The 15,760-nt window shown below is 45.9% G+C and carries 15 protein-coding genes and 1 pseudogene; 12 read left to right on the top strand and 4 right to left on the bottom strand.

Translation table 11 applies throughout. The annotated features are described in order from the left end of the window. Nucleotides 1–136: 136 nt before the first annotated feature. Together ACJ751_RS02490 and ACJ751_RS02485 are read right to left on the bottom strand one after the other, a co-directional pair. Nucleotides 137–478 (bottom strand): helix-turn-helix transcriptional regulator, encoded by a 342-nt coding sequence (locus tag ACJ751_RS02490; protein ID WP_407743796.1) that lies wholly within the window; start codon nt 476–478, stop codon nt 137–139. Between the two features lie 209 nt (nt 479–687). Continuing rightward, entirely contained in the window at nt 688–1,368 is a 681-nt protein-coding gene (locus tag ACJ751_RS02485; RefSeq protein WP_407743795.1) for a GNAT family N-acetyltransferase, read from the bottom strand. 176 nt (nt 1,369–1,544) lie between these two features. On the opposite strand from ACJ751_RS02485, the gene ACJ751_RS02480 reads away from it, so the two are divergent. Further along, complete coding sequence (locus ACJ751_RS02480; RefSeq protein ID WP_407743794.1) at nt 1,545–2,486, top strand: hypothetical protein; 942 nt, start codon at nt 1,545–1,547, stop codon at nt 2,484–2,486. 87 nt (nt 2,487–2,573) lie between these two features. On the opposite strand, the gene ACJ751_RS02475 is transcribed toward ACJ751_RS02480, so the two are convergent. Further along, the gene (locus tag ACJ751_RS02475; RefSeq protein ID WP_407743793.1) at nt 2,574–3,824 is read right to left on the bottom strand and encodes a hypothetical protein; all 1,251 of its coding nucleotides are present in this window, start codon (nt 3,822–3,824) and stop codon (nt 2,574–2,576) included. Between the two features lie 10 nt (nt 3,825–3,834). Further along, a complete protein-coding gene (locus tag ACJ751_RS02470) occupies nt 3,835–5,184 on the bottom strand; it encodes a DUF4270 family protein (RefSeq protein ID WP_407743792.1) in 1,350 nt (449 codons plus the stop codon). Nucleotides 5,185–5,988: 804 nt separating this feature from the next. Between ACJ751_RS02470 and ACJ751_RS02465 the strand changes: the two genes are divergently transcribed. From ACJ751_RS02465 to ACJ751_RS02415, 11 genes and pseudogenes are all read left to right on the top strand, one after another. Next, nucleotides 5,989–7,023: a Kelch repeat-containing protein gene (locus tag ACJ751_RS02465; RefSeq protein ID WP_407743791.1), complete on the top strand. Its 1,035-nt coding sequence runs from the start codon at nt 5,989–5,991 to the stop codon at nt 7,021–7,023. After that, complete coding sequence (locus ACJ751_RS02460; protein WP_407743790.1) at nt 7,001–7,360, top strand: DUF4907 domain-containing protein; 360 nt, start codon at nt 7,001–7,003, stop codon at nt 7,358–7,360. The genes ACJ751_RS02465 and ACJ751_RS02460 overlap by 23 nt, the downstream gene beginning before the upstream one ends. After that, nucleotides 7,360–7,626, top strand: coding sequence for a hypothetical protein (locus ACJ751_RS02455; protein WP_407743789.1), 267 nt, complete (start codon nt 7,360–7,362; stop codon nt 7,624–7,626). The genes ACJ751_RS02460 and ACJ751_RS02455 overlap by 1 nt, the downstream gene beginning before the upstream one ends. Then, nucleotides 7,616–8,323: a LytR/AlgR family response regulator transcription factor gene (locus ACJ751_RS02450; RefSeq protein WP_407743788.1), complete on the top strand. Its 708-nt coding sequence runs from the start codon at nt 7,616–7,618 to the stop codon at nt 8,321–8,323. The genes ACJ751_RS02455 and ACJ751_RS02450 overlap by 11 nt, the downstream gene beginning before the upstream one ends. A 172-nt stretch (nt 8,324–8,495) precedes the next feature. After that, nucleotides 8,496–8,969: a Panacea domain-containing protein gene (locus ACJ751_RS02445; protein WP_407743787.1), complete on the top strand. Its 474-nt coding sequence runs from the start codon at nt 8,496–8,498 to the stop codon at nt 8,967–8,969. Then, the gene (locus tag ACJ751_RS02440) at nt 8,969–9,364 is read left to right on the top strand and encodes a hypothetical protein (protein ID WP_407743786.1); all 396 of its coding nucleotides are present in this window, start codon (nt 8,969–8,971) and stop codon (nt 9,362–9,364) included. The genes ACJ751_RS02445 and ACJ751_RS02440 overlap by 1 nt, the downstream gene beginning before the upstream one ends. Nucleotides 9,365–9,518: 154 nt before the next feature. Then, nucleotides 9,519–10,292: a murein L,D-transpeptidase catalytic domain family protein gene (locus ACJ751_RS02435; protein WP_407743785.1), complete on the top strand. Its 774-nt coding sequence runs from the start codon at nt 9,519–9,521 to the stop codon at nt 10,290–10,292. Nucleotides 10,293–10,571: 279 nt separating this feature from the next. Continuing rightward, a complete protein-coding gene (locus ACJ751_RS02430; RefSeq protein WP_407743784.1) occupies nt 10,572–11,546 on the top strand; it encodes a Gfo/Idh/MocA family protein in 975 nt (324 codons plus the stop codon). An 8-nt stretch (nt 11,547–11,554) separates the two neighbouring features. Beyond that, the gene (locus ACJ751_RS02425; protein WP_407743783.1) at nt 11,555–12,967 is read left to right on the top strand and encodes a sugar transferase; all 1,413 of its coding nucleotides are present in this window, start codon (nt 11,555–11,557) and stop codon (nt 12,965–12,967) included. A gap of 31 nt (nt 12,968–12,998) precedes the next feature. After that, nucleotides 12,999–14,600 carry a M1 family metallopeptidase gene (locus ACJ751_RS02420; RefSeq protein ID WP_407743782.1) on the top strand — a complete coding sequence of 534 codons (1,602 nt, stop codon included), beginning with the start codon at nt 12,999–13,001 and terminating at the stop codon, nt 14,598–14,600. 86 nt (nt 14,601–14,686) lie between these two features. Further along, nucleotides 14,687–15,760: pseudogene (locus ACJ751_RS02415) on the top strand (hypothetical protein); the annotation flags it as partial.

Below are 15,760 nucleotides of genomic sequence, written 5' to 3'. Positions count from 1 at the left end.
CACAAGGCAAACGGCAGAAAAGGCTGAACGTGGTGAGTGTAGTTAGTAGCCAAACGAACTTATTTACTTTTCTGCGCAAGCTTACGAAAAGCAATAGAAACAAAAGTATTTCTGCCGTCTGCCTTCTGCCGTCTGCCTAGCTTTTATTCTCCTTCCGCCATTCCGTAGGCGTAAGGCCGAACTCTTTCTTAAAAAGCGAAGTGAAATGGGTTACATGGCTGTATCCTATATGATACGTAATATCAGTAATAGGCATGGTAGTGGTCAATAATAATTGTTTGGCTTTCTCCAGGCGCAATTGCTGTAAGTAGTTATGAATGCTGTTCCCATATAATTCCCTGAACCCTTCTTTCAGTTTGGCTTCATTAATGCCTGCCTGGCGGGCAAGTTGAGGAATGGTAATATGCCTGTCGAAGTTTTCGTCAAGAATCGTTTTGGCCTGCCGGATATATAACATATCCTGTTTACTCAAGGACATAAATAAGGTTTAAATGATGCGGTTTGTCTGATCCCCTGGTTGCAAACGGAGATTAACAAACGAAAATAATAAAAAACTGTTTACGTAATGTAGATAGCCACCGCTTCATTTATAATGATAACAGTGAGTAACCGGGACGGACAGCCTGTTTTAACCGGTTTCGGAAGTATGGGAATGGGAGGGTAATATAACTGGGACCCATATATAATTTACGGTAGTTTTTGCATTGTTCGATGGTAGAGGGTTAAAAAGCGCTGAAAATTTTCGCGCAAATACAGGTAAACCTGTATGCCTCCGCGACGATCCTGAGCATCCTGAGCGGAGTCGAGGTCTGCCTTTGGGGGCTTACTTACTGTTATACCCGATTGGTTAGCCAGATTTATATAGAACTTATCTTTCTCATGCAACTGCCACACTATCCGTTTCACCTGCTGATGCGAGAAAAAATAAGCCAGGCTGCTGAACAGGGCATGCTCAGACCAGAAACGCGTGTGGATAGCCGTATGTGATAGTATCAACCGCATAACATGATCGCCCGGTTTAAACAAATGTGTGCCGGCTTCCACCCCATCGCATTGTTTGTCGCCATCACAGATCTCTACCAAAAAGGCAGGCTGTTGATTGATGAGTCCAACAAAGGGTTGGGCAAAATCGCATTGCAGCATAATGGCATAGGTTTCGCGGAGGTACTTGTGGGGCAAATGCGTGATGGTGGTAACGCGCCGCCCGATGGTGTGTTGCAGCCATTTGCTTACATAAGGCCAGTCATGGGGTAACGATAAAGGTCGCAGAGCGAGGTTTACTTTTCCGGGCAGGAATGTTTGCTCAAATACCGGGTCGTATTTGTTATCAGGTGCAAGTGATATGTATAATGGCATAGTACTGTTCATGTAACAATCGTTCAGTTTACTGTTTACGGGTATTGTCTTGTAATAGCTGGTTCAGTAAAGGGAATAAGAATCCCGGGTGACCTGATAAGGCGCCTAACCGGAATTGAAGTAGTTTTGTAGCGTACCACCATTGCACGTGGTACTGGCAATATAAATAAACAGGACTGCTTTTACTTATGAAATCGGGAGAAAATTATTTTCAATACCTTTCATGGGTTATGTGTATACAAAAAAGAACTACATTAATCAATTATACGGGTATATTCATCCTGGTCATGACCGGACTAACGGCCTGTAAACAAAATCATGACAATGGCAACAGGGCGCCCTTTTCAGGTACGCCCGTAGAATACCCGGTAAGCGATGTAAGGCTGAACGAAGCATCGGGTATTGCCGATAGTAAGGCCAATCCCGGTTATCTGTGGGTAGAGCAGGATAGTGGCAATCCGCCCGATCTTACCTTGTTACAGCATAACGGCACGGTGTTGAAGTCGATTCACCTGGCAAATGCGGTGAACCGCGATTGGGAAGATATGGTGCTGGCCGCAGGCCCCACCGCGGGTAAGCAATACCTGTATATTGCGGAAACAGGTGATAATTTGTTGCAATACGAAGATTACGCCATCTATCGCCTCGAAGAACCGGCTGCTGCTACCGATACGGTACAACAGGTAGACAGGATCGCATTTTTGTATCCTGATGGCAGCCACAATGCGGAAGCTATCCTGGTTGACCCCGACACAAAAGATATCTATATCATCACCAAAACCGATCTGCATTCAAAACTGTTCAGGCTGAAATATCCATATAGTACCATTGGAATGAATACGGTGGAAGAGGTGGGGACGCTCCCTTATAATTATGCGGTGAGCGCGGCTATTTCGCCCAATGGCAGTGAACTGGTGATAAAAACATATGAGAATATTTATGCGTATCCGCGGGCGGCGGGCGAAACCATCGTACAAACATTGGGTAAGAAATATAGCTCATTGCCCTACCAGGTAGAACCCCAGGGCGAAGCCATCGTGTTCGACAACAACGATAGCGGTTACTACACCTTAAGCGAAAAAGGCCTCGCTACTTCCGTTAAACTGTATTTCTACAAACGAATTAAATAGAAAATCCCCCCGATGCATCGGAGGGATCTTTATAAAGAGTTAACTGAGAACTAACAAACTACTTTCAACTTTCAACTTTGAACTGTATTAATCATACTTCCTTCCCTTACTGTACAGCACTTCTCTATAAGACAACGCCAAAGTAAACTGAAAGTAATTCTCTTTAACCAGGTTGTTGATCATAGTACCCCGGTTTCCAACCTCAGCGGCAATATGAAATGCCAGCCCGCGGCTTAAATAACTACCAAAACCAAGCGTGGCGCCGGCTTCTTTTATTTGTTGGCCTTTAACCTGCAGGTAACTCTGACCGGCGAATACGCCAGCCTGGAAATAACTTTTCTCCGCCACCATGCCAAAGCGTTGCACCTGGTTGCTGAACTGGAAACCGGCCGAATAGCGCTCGCGGTCAACCATGGTAAAAGTGGTGCCGCCGGCGTTCAGGTTGTTCCAGTTGGAGCGGCTATAGTCAACCGTATACGTAACGCGGCCTTTATTTACCAGGGCAAGGCCTCCATCGAACTGCCAGGGCAGCGTAAATTTATCACTGCTCAGGTCTTTATTCGCTTCTACCACACTGTTACCTTCCTGTACGGTCAACGTTTTGCTTACGTTGAGGTCGTTCCTGGTAGTAACCTTTCCACCCAACGAGAACTTCCAGTTCTTGTTGATCTTGTTGCCATAGATGGCGCCGCCTTCGAACCGGAAACCGCTGTAATAATTGGTTATCTGCGAAATGATGGGCGTGCTTAAGGTAGCGCCTGAGAGGGTTTCTATCTGGTTGATAGAACCGAAAATAAAGTTGGTACGTACTCCCAGCGCCAGGTGATGGCCTACTGCAAAGGCATTATTCCAGAATATATTGTGCAAACCGCCGTTCCCATCGTACAGCCCGCTATAAGTGGTGCTGCTGCCTTCAATACTTTTTTGTGCCGTGAACGAATAGTTCACATAAGTATAAGGCTTGAAACCAATGCTGCTGGCCCAATGGTTGTTTATTTTGGCGGAAAGAGAAATGCGTTTGATAACAAGGTCTTTGGAAGAATTGTTACTGCTGGTGATGGCATCGCCTTTGAAGGTAACGGTTTTGCCAACCAGGGCCAGGTCAACCTGGGCCAGACTTCTTTCCAAACCAATCAACGAGGCCGGGTTTTTATTGAGCAGGAAGCCCGGGGTGCTCAACAGGGAAGTGGAGGTGTTGGCCATACCACTGCTGCGGTCGGGATCTGTTTCCTGAATTTCACCAATACCGTATACAGAATAAGGTGAGCTTAAATTCTGTGCACGCACGGTGCCCAAAAGCGCCACAAAAAGCCCGGTCAGTATAAATATTTTTCTCATTATAGTGCGATTAGTCGATTGTCAGAATGTTTAAGATCAGTTTGGTTTGGTATAAGGTATTCTGTCTGCTGCCGATCACCCCCCGGTTGATCTCCTTGGCCGAAGGCGCCAGGTCCTGTATAAGGAAGAGGCCGTTATCAGCAGAGCCCGACGTATTCAGTAATGAGTTGATATACCCCGTAATATTGAATGTATAGTTAGTATTGCTGCCATACATGAAATCGATAGAGGGGGCCCGGAACTGAACACCCTGGCCGGTGGAGTCGAGCAAGGCGCTGCCCGGATTGTTGGTGGCATCGGTTGTTACCGGGTACAGTATATTGGGTAAACTGTTGGTGAAATAATCGTAGGTGCCTTTTACCGGTTTCATCACCAGTCTGGCATCCATCAATCGCACTACATCATCTATTTTAAGCACATCACGCAGCGAAGGGAACCTGGCTTTCAGGTATACGCCGGTGCCTGCCTGGGTAATGGCGAATGGGTTGGTGTTGGTAGGAAAAAACTCACGCTGGCCTTTTGTAACAGGCTCCATAGTGGTGCCGGTACGGTCGGTGACAACGCGGTTATACTGGTAACCGGTACGGGTTACAATGAAATCCAGATACTTGTTGATCTTGGCCGGAAGTGTTTGGTGAAAATGCAGCCGGATGCGTACGCTGCTGTCTTTCAGGTTAAAGCCATACACGGCGGCGCCGGTAGTATTGCTGGGTTGAATGTATATTCCTTTGAAATAATCCAGAAAGTTGGTTTCGCTGGCAAACTGGGTGGCCTTGGTCCTGATCTTGTCGTACCAGTCCTGTCCCATGGACTGAGGTAATACCATGCGCACTGAATCTCTGGGCGTAGGCCGGATCACATTTGAATAGGTAGCCAGCGGCGGGTTGGGCAGTAACGATGGCTTTGAAGTGTTGTAAATATAGGTGAGATAGGTATAGTCGGGCTGAGTTGCCAGTTCATTCACCTGGATGGCGAATGGTTTGGTGGTATCGCCGTAGTAATAGCCGCTGGGGCGCATATACAACACCAGCGAATCGAATACGGCGCTTTTGGGCATCAGGGTAGCCACATCTTCGCTGATGACAGGCAGGCCAGGCTGGATAATAGTGCCGGCCGTGGTTTTACCCGTATAGCTGTCGAAGAAATTGCCTATCAGTGAAAATTCGTTATTGTTGGTAGTAAAGGAATCCAGCACGTAGCTCGATAACTGCACAGAAACCGTATCAACGGTAATAATGCGGGTATGGCTTTCAGCGAGTTCATCACCCACCTGCACATCTTTTTTATAACACGATGACAGCAGGCTGGTAAACAGAAAGCAGTAAGTCAGAATGAAAGGTACCCTTTTGTGTATACGCATAGTATGGTTAGTGAGTGAAATTTTTAAGCTAAAATCAAGGTTTTAAGGTTCAATGTGTACCAGCAATAGGCTTGGTCTCCCGACCTGTCGGGATTTTCCGGGGTGTAAAGTAATGGAATATAAGGTTTATAGTTCCTGTATTGGCCAATATTTGTTTTCATTTTAACACCTCTTTGTGTTCATTTACACCCGTGATGCTATAGCTTGCCTCGCCCACCGTAGCCTTGGCGAAGGTGGGCCTCGCCGCCGTAGCTTTACCGCCGTCGTCTTCAGCTATGGCGGTCGAAGAACGAAGGCGGGTTTCACCCAACACTTTATGCAATTTATCCGTCGGCAGTCACGAAATTTTGTTATTATATATTATTGCCACCGAATAATCGGCGAAGCGATTATTTTTGCCGGTGGAAACTAAATTTCAATTGTGCAACCGAAATTGTGCAAATTTGCAAATTTATAATAAGCACCGGAAAGATTGCAAATGTGAGCATAGGAAAACGAAGCGGGAGTTGAAAAATGTTAATACTTGGTTAATCTTATGGTTTACAGCAGTTAACATGTTGGTTGTTTCTGTAAGCTTGCAGCTTTTTACCGGGGAATGTTGTTTTCATAGCAAAATAACCTGTTGGTCGATTGGTTAACCTTATCCATCTATTTTATAAAATTGTTTATAATACACCGAAATATTTTTACCTGCCGAATTATTAAATTAAAAAACTGACGCATGTGAAAATGCCGGCCGTGATCGGGCAGATCGGCTTACCCGGATCACTGGCAGTGTTTAAAAAAAACAGAAAAAAACTCAAAATGAAGAATGTTCTAGTTTACTCCCTGGCCCTTGTGATTGCTACAGCACCACTGCTCATTAACACTGCTTGTAATAAGAGTTCCAGCAGTTCAAGCGACTTAGTGGGTAACTGGGCAATCAGTGATTTTTTTGACGGTCCTGCCCGTTCTGAAGCAGTGTTGTTTCAAATTGCAGACACTGTATTTGTTGGTACTGGTTTATCAGACATCAAACGTTTTGCTGATTTCTGGAAATATTCCCTGGATAAAAAATACTGGACAAAGATCAAAGATTTCGGTGGTGGCCTGCGCAGTTCAGGCGTTGCTTTCGCCCTGGGTAAAAAAGGGTATGTAGGACTCGGTTACGACAACAACGCGGTTTATACGAGCGATTTTTGGGAGTACAGCGTAGACAGCAATGGCTGGGCCCCCAAACATAATTTCGGTGGTACTGCCCGTGCTGATGCTACTGCGTTTGTTGCCAATGGCAATGGATACGTTGCCTGTGGTTACGACGACAATTACCTGAAAGACGTTTGGCAATACAACCAGGCTGCTGACAGCTGGACCCAAAAAGCCGGGATCAGCGGTTCAAAAAGAAAAGACGCCGCTACTTTCACTATAGACAATAAAGTATACCTCATCAGCGGTAACAACAATGGTTCTGCCCAGAACGATATGCAGGTGTACGACCCAGCCAGCGATACCTGGACTCCCCTGAGAAAATTGACCAACGTGAGCGACGAAAGCTACGATGATAAATACACTTCTATCATTCGTTACAATGCCGCTGCTTTTGTAATAAATGGTAAAGGTTACCTGGCCACCGGTGAGAACGGAAGCCTGAACTCCCATACCTGGGAGTACGATGCTGCTGCTGACCAATGGACAGAAAAAACTGCCTTCAGCGGAACTGCCCGTACCGGTGCCCTTGGCTTTTCACTGGCTAATGGTACACGCGGTTTTGTAATGGCCGGCCGCAGCGGTACTGCTCCATTTGATAACATGTATGAATTCCAGCCTACTGTAGCTGATGTTACCACAGACAATCAGTAAACATCAAATATTTGTACTGCTGGCAGCATTATTAATTGCTGCCGGCAGTACTTTTTATATCCTGGCTGTTAAGAAGCCAGCCGCCCCCGCACATACCTTACACTACTCCACGTTTAAAAATGATCATGGCTGGGGCTACGATATTCTGGTCGATGATCATATTGTCATTCATCAGCCCATGCAACCAGGCAAATCGGGCTATGATGGATTTCCCACCGAGAAAGAAGCCGCCGCCGATGCGCAAAATGTTATAGAAAGTATAAAGTCGGGTACACATCCCTTCTTTGGGCAAAAGCAGACGCAACGTCCCGGCGTCTCAAGTGCTCAACCGAAGTAATGACCAAGGACAAGATCCGGGCAGCCCTTGCATCCGTGCCGGGGTTTAAACCGGTAAAAACAGTTACACTCAAACTGCTGGTAATAAGCATGCCTGTTTTAGGCTGCCTCTTCCTCATTGGTCTGTTCTATCTTAATTTTTATTATTTATTACCGCGCTTATTCACGAACCGCAAATTATATCTCAGCTGCCACCTGTCCGACAGGGTGGAGAACGATCACCTGTATATTGTTAATCTGAAAATTGAATTGGACCATGAAAGTTAATTGTCTCATTATCGATGATGAACCCTGGGCGCTCGACCTGTTAGAGAATTTTATTCAAAAGGTCCCGTATTTGAACCTGGTAGCCCGTTGTGAAGGGCCGGTGGCAGCGTACCCGTATTTTGAAAACGCAGCAATAGACCTGGTACTGCTCGATATTCGCATGCGCGACCTGAGCGGTACCCAGTTCCTGAAAACCCTGAATAAAAAGCCGGCTGTGATCTTTGTGACCGCGCACAATGAATTTGCCATGGAAGGGTTTGAACTGGATGCCATCGATTATTTATTAAAGCCTGTTCCCTTCGACCGGTTTCTGACGGCCGTGAATAAAGCGTATGAGTATATCAGCTATAGAAAGGCGAAATCGGTGTTGAAGAAAGATGACTTCCTGTTTATAAAAACGGCGCACAAGATCCAGAAGATCTTTTACAGCGATATCCTGTACCTGGAAGGTCTGAAAGATTATACCAGGATCCACCTGGTTGACAGCAAGAAGCCTTTTGTTACACTGCAAAGCCTCAAGTACTTCGAGAACCGCCTGCCGCACGATGAGTTCATTCGCATTCACCGGTCGTATATTATCTCTTTACGTAAAGTAGATACGGTTTCCCGTAAGGCAGTGTTGTTGGGTGAAACGGAGTTGCCATGTAGTGAGCATTATCGTAATGTGTTGTATTCGATAATTGGGGAGAAGCTGTAAGGCAATCGGCAATCGGCAATAAATTCCCGGCGTGGCAAAGTAATTATTAATCTCAACAATCGCGAGCCATTCACGATTCACGATTGCCGATTCACGATTTTGCGCCCGCTAAGAAAATTAGTAATTAAAAATAAATGCTTATATTTGGAAAATCAAAAAACCTGATATAACCATGTCTTATCCCGCATCACTGATAGCCTTTGCCTTTGTAAAAAAAGGCATCGATGAGGGGAAGTTTGTAACGCAAATGAAGTTGCAAAAGCTGGTATATTTTGCGCAGGGCGTACATCTTGCCAAATACCATGAACCCCTTATCAATGAAACTTTCCAGGCCTGGATGTATGGCCCGGTAATCCCTGAAATATATACGAACTTCAAACTATACGGCAGCAGGCCCATCACCGATACCGCCGAATTTACGCCATCGCCAAGCTATACGCCCCCTTTGAAACTCAGTGCCGAAGCCCTCGATACCATCAATTATGCCTGGGAAGTATTAAAAGATTTCTCGGCTATGTCGCTTAGCAATTGGACACACCAGCCCGATGGCCCCTGGTCGAAGGTCTATATCCCCGATGCAAAAGATACCCCTATTAGCAACAACGATATTAAACAATACTTCGAAAAATTGCTTATCCGGGCCTGATGAATACACCTTCCAATTCTGACGTTGCCCCCGTAAACAGGGCAAAGGACCTTTTGCAGCCATTATTAGATGATACCTTGAATATCAAGGTGAACACAAAAGAGGCGAATGTAAAAGAGGTGAAGGGATTAGATATGGAGGAGGAGTTCGCCAGAGTACAATTAAAAAGACTGCTCGATGACAACAGGGCACGTAAAGTGTTTAGTGTCATTATTTTTGCCATCACCATTTTGTGGATGTTCCTGGTCTTATTCATCGTGGTACAATGCAGCCGCAAGGCGTTTCACCTGAGCGACGGCGTGCTGATCGCCCTTATTACCACCACCACCGCCAATGTGTTTGGCTTCTTCTATGTGGTGGTGAATTACCTGTTTAATAAAGAAAAGTCGACCTAAAGATTTTTGGCGAAAACTTATTCACATTTTCACCCAAAGGCAGCTGGCTAAAAGTTAAAAACGGTTTAATTATATACTTAATGTGTAGTTAGTCCATTCCCGGACTGGTTATTGTTAGGTAAAAGGGCTATTTTTAAATGATTCTGTTCGGCCCATGCAAAAACCATTAATCGTAATACCGGGAAAACGGCTATGCCTGTTCCTGTTAGTAGGCTTATTAGCTTTACAATCGGCTTTCACGCCAGCTTTAGCGGGTGAAAGACCGGCCACCAGGCCATATACAGTATACTCCGATACGTCAGCGAGCTCGGGTATCACTTCGCATCTATTCTCCATTATCAGCAAATTGAATGTGTACGACAGCCTGCATCTGCAGGAGATGGGTCTGTCGAAAAAAGTGTTTACCATGGCTTTAAAAGGCATGGCTAAACTGGTTAGAACACGGCACATCAAAGATAACCTGCTGGCCATCGTTGATTTCAGTCAGCCCAGTATTAATAAAAGGCTGTATGTGATTGACCTGAACACGTATCAATTATTATACAATACATACGTGGCCCATGGCATGAAAACGGGCAAGGACAAAGCCATTTCCTTCAGCAATAGAATGTCATCGAACAAAAGCAGCCTGGGTTTTTATGTAACCGGCCTGGCGTACAATGGCAGTAATGGTTATTCGCTGAAACTACAGGGCATGGAAAAAGGCATCAATGACTACGCCATGAAGCGGGGCATTGTGATCCATGGAGCCGATTATGTAAGTGAAGACCTCATCAACAGCCAGGGGTATATCGGCCGCAGCTGGGGTTGCCCGGCCGTAGCGCCCGAGGTTTCCCAACCATTAATAGACCTCCTGAAAGAAGGCAGCTGCCTGTTCATTTACGCTTCTAATAATGCTTATCAGAATAAGTCATCTCTCGTTAAATAAGAAGTTTTTGTTGCCAGTTACCGGGTACCGGTTCCCCGGCGACCGGTAAACCAGCAATCGGCAAACCGGCAATCGGCAATCGGCAACCGGCAAACCGGGCCCCCCGATCCCAGTTCATCCCAAGCATCCCATCTATCCCAGTTCAGACATTTTCCCATCATCCCAGGCATCCCACTATCCCTGTTCAGACGTTTATTAACACCCAGTGCAATTCCTGGTAATAAAAAAGCGTTTTGGTAACAGGCGCATCCCGTTATCTTTGCGCCTTTAATTGTATATATGCTAAAGATCGGTGTATTCGGCGTAGGACATCTTGGGAAGTTTCATTTGAATAACTGGAAGGAGATCAAAGAGGTAGAAGTAGTAGGATTTTATGATCCCAGTGACGATGCTGCCCAGGATGTAACAGAAAAGTACCAGATTCCCCGCTTTCTGGATGTAGAACGGCTCATCGATGCCGTGGATGTTATTGACGTAATTGCACCCACTCCCCAGCATTTTAACCTGGCTAAACTGGCCATCAGAAAGGGCAAACACGTGTTCCTGGAGAAACCCATGGCCAATACCATGCAGGAAGCGCAGGAACTGGTGAACCTGGTACAGGAGTCGCGTATCAAGTTGCAGGTGGGCCATGTGGAGCGGTTCAACCCGGCTTTTTTAGCAGTGAGGCAATTGGACCTGAACCCGATGTTTATTGAAGTGCACCGCCTGGCGCAGTTCAATGTCAGGGGTACAGAAGTGAGCGTAATTCTGGATTTAATGATCCACGATATAGACATTATCCTGAGCCTGGTGAAGAGTGAAGTAAAACAGATCTCCGCCAGCGGCGTAGCGGTAATGACCGATACCCCGGATATTGCCAACGTACGCATTGAGTTCAACAACGGCTGTGTGGCCAACCTGACCTCGAGCCGGATCTCCATGAAGAAAATGCGAAAGATGCGCGTTTTCCAAAAAGATGCTTACATTGGGATCGACTTTCTGAATAAAAAGTCCGAGATCATTAAGTTAAAGTCACCCCAGGATGTTGACGCCTTTTCCTTCGATCTGGATACCCAGTATGGTAAAAAGACCATTGCTGTAGTAAATCCACAAGTTCCCGAAGTAAACGCGATAAAAAGAGAACTGGAATCTTTTCGTGATGCCATTTTGAACAATACCCCAACCGCGGTTTCCGAAGTGGATGGTTACCGGGCCATGGATGTAGCACACCAGATTTTACAAAAGATCAAAAACAATAATATTATTGTGTAACCCTACAGATGCCTTCCGTAAAACGAATCCATAGTACCTGGTACCTGCTTGGCGACTACGTGGCGGCCATATTGGCCTGGATCGTTCTGTACTTTACCAGGCGGTATCTGCTGCATGAAAATATTTTCATTGACCATGAAGTATACCTCAATAACCGCTTCTGGTACGGCATCTCTTTAGTTCCTCTTACCTGGATCTTCCTGTATGCGCTGGTAGGCGCTTACCACTCCCTGTATACTAAAGGCAGGTTAAATGAATTCATGACCACCCTGCTTTGTTGTATTATTGGCTGTACCATCATTTTCTTTACTATTGTAATCAACGACCCGCAAAAGAATTATACCTATTATTATAAAGCATTGTCGGTTTATGTATGTGCCCAGTGGTTGTTTACCTGGTCATTACGGGTGATCTGGTTGAACCTGGTAAAAAGGCAACTGCTGCAGGGGCGTATGCGTTTTAATACTTTGTTGGTAGGTGGTAATCACATAGCCGAGAAAATATACTTTGAGACCCGTGAGGGTTTGCGGATTGCCGGCTATCATTATACCGGTTTTGTAAGCGCCGGCGAACCCAATGGCATCAGCAAACATATTCCCTGGCATGGCTGGTTGCAGGACATGGAGAAAGTGATCGGGGAACGGGATATAAAACTGGTGGTGGTGGCCCTTGATAAAGAAGAAAAGGTGCAGGTAGAACACGTGGTGAACCGCCTGAGCGAAATGGATGTGGAAGTGAAGATTGTACCCGATGTGCTGGATATATTATCGGGATCGGTAAAAACAAGCAACCTGTTTGGCGCGGTGCTTACCGATATAAAATCGGGTTTAATGCCCCAGTGGCAACTGAATATAAAACGGGTGATAGATGTTACCGTAGCATTGCTGGGCATTATCTTCCTGTTACCCCTGATCCTGTATGTCATTATCAGGGTTAAGCTTTGTTCACCGGGACCCGTGCTGTATTCGCAGGAGCGGATAGGGTACAAGGGCCGCCCGTTCAGGATCTACAAGTTCCGGTCGATGTTCCATCAGTCAGAAAAGGACGGTCCGCAACTGTCATCAACCACCGACAAACGGGTAACGCCCTGGGGGCGCGTCATGCGCAAGTGGCGGTTAGATGAATTACCCCAGCTGTGGAATATTTTAAAAGGAGAGATGAGCCTGGTAGGACCAAGACCCGAAAGAGCGTATTATATAAACAAGATCCACCAGCAGGTGCCTTATTACTCGTACCTGTTGAAAGTAAAACCGGGTTTAACATCGTGGGGCATGGTGCAGTTTGGATATGCCGAGAATGTGGATGAAATGATAAAACGGATGAAGTACGACCTGATCTATATTGAAAATGTTTCCCTGGCGCTTGACTTCAAGATCATGGTTTATACCTTACGGATCATATTTATGGGAGAGGGAAGATAATTAACAAAGAACTCCGAATTCTAAAAATACTATGAAAAGACTTTGTGCTTTAATGATGATTGCGGTTGTACCAATGGTTGGATTTTCGCAAACGCCTTACGCTTACTGGCAACAGGAAGTGCATTATAACATTCAGGTAGCCTTAAACGAAAAACAACATAGTTTAAAAGGCGACCTGTCGGTGGATTATATCAATCACTCGCCCGATACACTTACATTTATCTGGTTCCATTTATGGCCCAATGCGTATAAGAACAAGAACACCGCACTGGGTAAACAGCTGGTGGTGTTGAAGGGAAACGAGAAGCATACGAACCCGCTTGAAAAGAAAAAAGAAGCGGAGCATGAACCCGGTTATATCGACGAACTGAAGTTTGAAGTAAACAAACAGGCTGCTGCCACGGAAAACGATACGGCCAATATTGATATGATAAAGGTGCTGTTGCCGCAACCTTTGTTACCCGGCAAACAGGTAACCGTTACCACGCCGTTCCATGTAAAACTGCCAGATTATTATTCAAGATCGGGTTACAGCGGACAGCAATTCTTTGTTTGCCAGTGGTACCCCAAACCGGCAGTATATGATACGAAAGGCTGGCATCCGATCCCGTACCTCGATCAGGGGGAGTTTTTCAGCGAGTATGGCAGTTTTAAAGTAGCTATTACCGTTCCTGCTGAATATGTAATAGGCGCTACCGGTTCTTTACAAAACAAAGACGAGCTGGCTACATACAAACAAATAGGCATTGAGAACAACAAGGACATAAAACTGGTAACGTATAAGACCACTACACCTGGTAAAACAAAGACCTTGCAATACACCGGAGATCGCATCCTTGATTTTGCCTGGTTTGCCGCCAAAGATTTTGTGATCCGCTACGATACTTTGCAGCTGACCGAAAATAATACGATCGATGTATTCTCGTATGGTCAGCCCAATGGCAACAAAACCTGGAAGAACAGCACCAGTTATATAAAAGATGCGGTGCGTCATTACTCCAAATGGATTGGCCAGTACCCATACCCCGTGGTGCAGGCAGTGGAAGGACCGAAGAACCAGTCATCAGGCGGGATGGAGTATCCCATGATAACGTTAATTACCAGTCCGAACGCAAAGGAAGAAGAAATGGATGGCGTGATTACGCATGAAGTAGGGCACAACTGGTTTATGGGCATTCTGGGCACCAACGAACGCCAGTATGCCTGGATGGATGAAGGCATCAACACGTATTTCCAGTTCAGGTATGAAGCAGAGAAATACCGTAGCAACAGTATTCTTTCTTCTTATATCCCTAAAGACATCAAGGAACTGTCTGAAGATGAGTTTCAGGCCCGCATTTATGAAGTGTTGAATTCGATCCCGTCCGGGCAACCGATCAATACGCCGTCAGCGGCATTCACCAATAATGAAGACTATGGCATTGTTGAATATGTGAAAACTGCCGTGTGGATGTATACGCTGGAAGCTGCCATTGGCCGCGATACGCTGGATAAAGGAATGCAGTCCTATTTTAAAGACTGGCAGTTCAAGCATCCTCAACCGGAAGATCTGAAGAAAGAACTGGAAACAGCTTCCGGCAAAAATCTCGATACCATATTTGAGTTGTTGAATAAAGAGGGGAAATTGTTTTAGGTTGAAAATTGTAGCGAGTTTCACTATTCACCCCGCCTTCGCTAAAGCTACGGCGGGCAAGCATTGACCATTCACCATTCACGACAATGAGAAAGCTTTACCTTCTACTGCTTGTTTCGGTTATCGGCTATTCGGCCATTGGCCAGGATGCCTACTGGCAACAGGAAGTACATTATACCATCGATGTATCTCTGAACGATACCGAACATTCCCTGGAAGGTTTTTTAAAGCTGCGGTATATCAATCACTCGCCCGACACGCTGCGTTTTGTGTGGTTTCATTTATGGCCTAATGCGTTCAAGAATGACAGAACGGCTTTCACCGAGCAAACTCTGCAAAACGGCAAGACGGATTTCTATTTTTCACCCCGCGAAAAAAGAGGGTATATCAACCGCCTCGATTTCAGGGTGGCCAACACTACACTGAAAACAGAAGATCATCCGCAATACATAGATATCATAAAGGTATACCTGCCCACGCCTTTGTTGCCCGGACAGGAAACCGAAATAACCACCCCTTTTCATGTACAGTTACCGGCCAATTTTTCGCGCGGTGGCCATACCGGTCATAGCTACCAGGTAACCCAATGGTACCCCAAACCGGCGGTATATGACCACTTTGGCTGGCATCCTATGCCGTACCTGGACCAGGGTGAGTTTTATGGTGAGTTTGGCAGTTTTGATGTGCGCATTACGGTTCCGGATAAATATGTGGTAGCGGCAACCGGTGAGTTGCAGAATGAAGCAGAGAAGCAGTGGTTGGTAGAGAGAGCTTCTTTTGTACCGCCAGTAGCTGTGCCGAAAAACAAGAAGCCTGTCGCGGGAAAAAAGCCTATGGCAGACGGCAGACGGCCCTCCTACGCTAAAGCTTCGGCGGGCAAGGCAAAAAGCAAAGGCCCCTCCTACGCTAAAGCTTCGGCGGGCAAGGGAAAACCAGTCAATCACAAACCATTAACTACTGTAGTAAAAATAAACCGGGTTCCGCAAACCCTCAAGACCTTACAATACAAGCAGGATAATGTACATGACTTTGCCTGGTTTGCCGATTCAAACTTTGTGGTAAAACAGGACACTATTCAACTGGCATCGGGCAGGGTAGTGCAGGCGATGAGTTTTTACCGGTCGGCCAACAGCGAAGCCTGGAAGAAAAGTGTTCAGTAT

It is taken from the genome of Niastella sp. (assembly GCF_045805085.1).
Lineage (GTDB): Bacteria > Bacteroidota > Bacteroidia > Chitinophagales > Chitinophagaceae > Niastella.
The sequence above is the reverse complement of the archived record's forward strand: the minus strand, read 5'-3'. Positions and strand labels throughout refer to the sequence as shown.

Coding starts and splice junctions, on each gene's coding strand:
- ACJ751_RS02490 (WP_407743796.1), bottom strand. CDS start 478: ATGTCCTTGAGTAAACAGGATATGTTATATATCCGGCAGGCCAAAACG.
- ACJ751_RS02485 (WP_407743795.1), bottom strand. CDS start 1,368: ATGAACAGTACTATGCCATTATACATATCACTTGCACCTGATAACAAA.
- ACJ751_RS02480 (WP_407743794.1), top strand. CDS start 1,545: ATGAAATCGGGAGAAAATTATTTTCAATACCTTTCATGGGTTATGTGT.
- ACJ751_RS02475 (WP_407743793.1), bottom strand. CDS start 3,824: ATGAGAAAAATATTTATACTGACCGGGCTTTTTGTGGCGCTTTTGGGC.
- ACJ751_RS02470 (WP_407743792.1), bottom strand. CDS start 5,184: ATGCGTATACACAAAAGGGTACCTTTCATTCTGACTTACTGCTTTCTG.
- ACJ751_RS02465 (WP_407743791.1), top strand. CDS start 5,989: ATGAAGAATGTTCTAGTTTACTCCCTGGCCCTTGTGATTGCTACAGCA.
- ACJ751_RS02460 (WP_407743790.1), top strand. CDS start 7,001: ATGTTACCACAGACAATCAGTAAACATCAAATATTTGTACTGCTGGCA.
- ACJ751_RS02455 (WP_407743789.1), top strand. CDS start 7,360: ATGACCAAGGACAAGATCCGGGCAGCCCTTGCATCCGTGCCGGGGTTT.
- ACJ751_RS02450 (WP_407743788.1), top strand. CDS start 7,616: ATGAAAGTTAATTGTCTCATTATCGATGATGAACCCTGGGCGCTCGAC.
- ACJ751_RS02445 (WP_407743787.1), top strand. CDS start 8,496: ATGTCTTATCCCGCATCACTGATAGCCTTTGCCTTTGTAAAAAAAGGC.
- ACJ751_RS02440 (WP_407743786.1), top strand. CDS start 8,969: ATGAATACACCTTCCAATTCTGACGTTGCCCCCGTAAACAGGGCAAAG.
- ACJ751_RS02435 (WP_407743785.1), top strand. CDS start 9,519: ATGCAAAAACCATTAATCGTAATACCGGGAAAACGGCTATGCCTGTTC.
- ACJ751_RS02430 (WP_407743784.1), top strand. CDS start 10,572: ATGCTAAAGATCGGTGTATTCGGCGTAGGACATCTTGGGAAGTTTCAT.
- ACJ751_RS02425 (WP_407743783.1), top strand. CDS start 11,555: ATGCCTTCCGTAAAACGAATCCATAGTACCTGGTACCTGCTTGGCGAC.
- ACJ751_RS02420 (WP_407743782.1), top strand. CDS start 12,999: ATGAAAAGACTTTGTGCTTTAATGATGATTGCGGTTGTACCAATGGTT.